The sequence below is a fragment of the Aeromonas sp. Y289-2 genome (assembly GCF_027705925.1).
Taxonomy (GTDB): Bacteria; Pseudomonadota; Gammaproteobacteria; order Enterobacterales; family Aeromonadaceae; genus Aeromonas; species Aeromonas veronii.
Genome location: NZ_JAPDCH010000049.1, coordinates 1 through 923, shown reverse-complemented (window position 1 = coordinate 923; position 923 = coordinate 1). Strand labels below are relative to the sequence as shown.

The window sequence follows — 923 nt, the reverse complement described above, 5'->3', positions numbered from 1 at the left end:
AGGATGGCGTTGGCCACGTCACCAGCTTCGGCGCGGGTCGGACGCGGGTTCTTGATCATGGAGTCCAGCATCTGGGTGGCAGTGATAACCACTTTGCGGGCTTTGTTGCACTTGGCGATGATCATCTTCTGGGCGAAGATAACTTCTTCAACCGGGATCTCTACACCCATGTCGCCACGAGCAACCATGATGCCGTCGGAAACAGCCAGGATCTCGTCGAAGTTGTCCAGACCTTCCTGGTTTTCGATCTTGGAGATGATCTGGATGTTCTCGCCACCGTGGGCTTTCAGGTGCTCACGGATTTCCAGAACGTCTTCTTTCTTGCGGATGAAAGAAGCAGCAACGAAATCAACGCCTTGCTCGCAACCAAAGATCAGGTCGCGCTTGTCTTTCTCGGCCAGGGCCGGCAGCTTGATGGAGACGCCCGGCAGGTTAACGCCCTTGTTCTCGCCCAGGTCACCGTTGTTCAGCACTTTACAGATAACTTCGCGCTCGGTGATTTCGATAACGTCCAGACCGATCAGGCCGTCATCAACCAGGATGCGGTTGCCGACGCGCAGATCGTTGGCGAAACCTGCATAGGTCACGGCCACTTTGTCTTTGTTGCCAACCACGGTCTGGTCGGTGGTGAAGGTGAAAGTCTGGCCAGCGACCAGCGCGACGTCGTTGCCGCCTTCCAGCTTCATGGTACGGATTTCCGGACCCTTGGTGTCCAGCAGGATAGCAGCGTGCTTGCCGGTCTCTGCCATCACAGCGCGCAGGTTGCTGATGCGGCTGCCGTGCTCGGCGTAGTCACCGTGGGAGAAGTTCAGGCGCATGACGTTCATGCCGGCGTCCAGCATTTTGGCCAGCATTTCTTTGGATTCGGTCTTCGGACCGATGGTGCAGACAATTTTGGTCTTTTTCATGTCAATCTTCATGGT

At 56.1% G+C, this 923-nt stretch carries 1 protein-coding gene; it reads right to left on the bottom strand.

Annotated elements, in window-relative coordinates:
* On the bottom strand, positions 1-908 hold a 908-nt coding region (gene pyk / locus OKC43_RS21655; protein ID WP_144716207.1), incomplete at its 3' end, for a pyruvate kinase.
* Positions 909-923 lie beyond the last annotated feature (15 nt).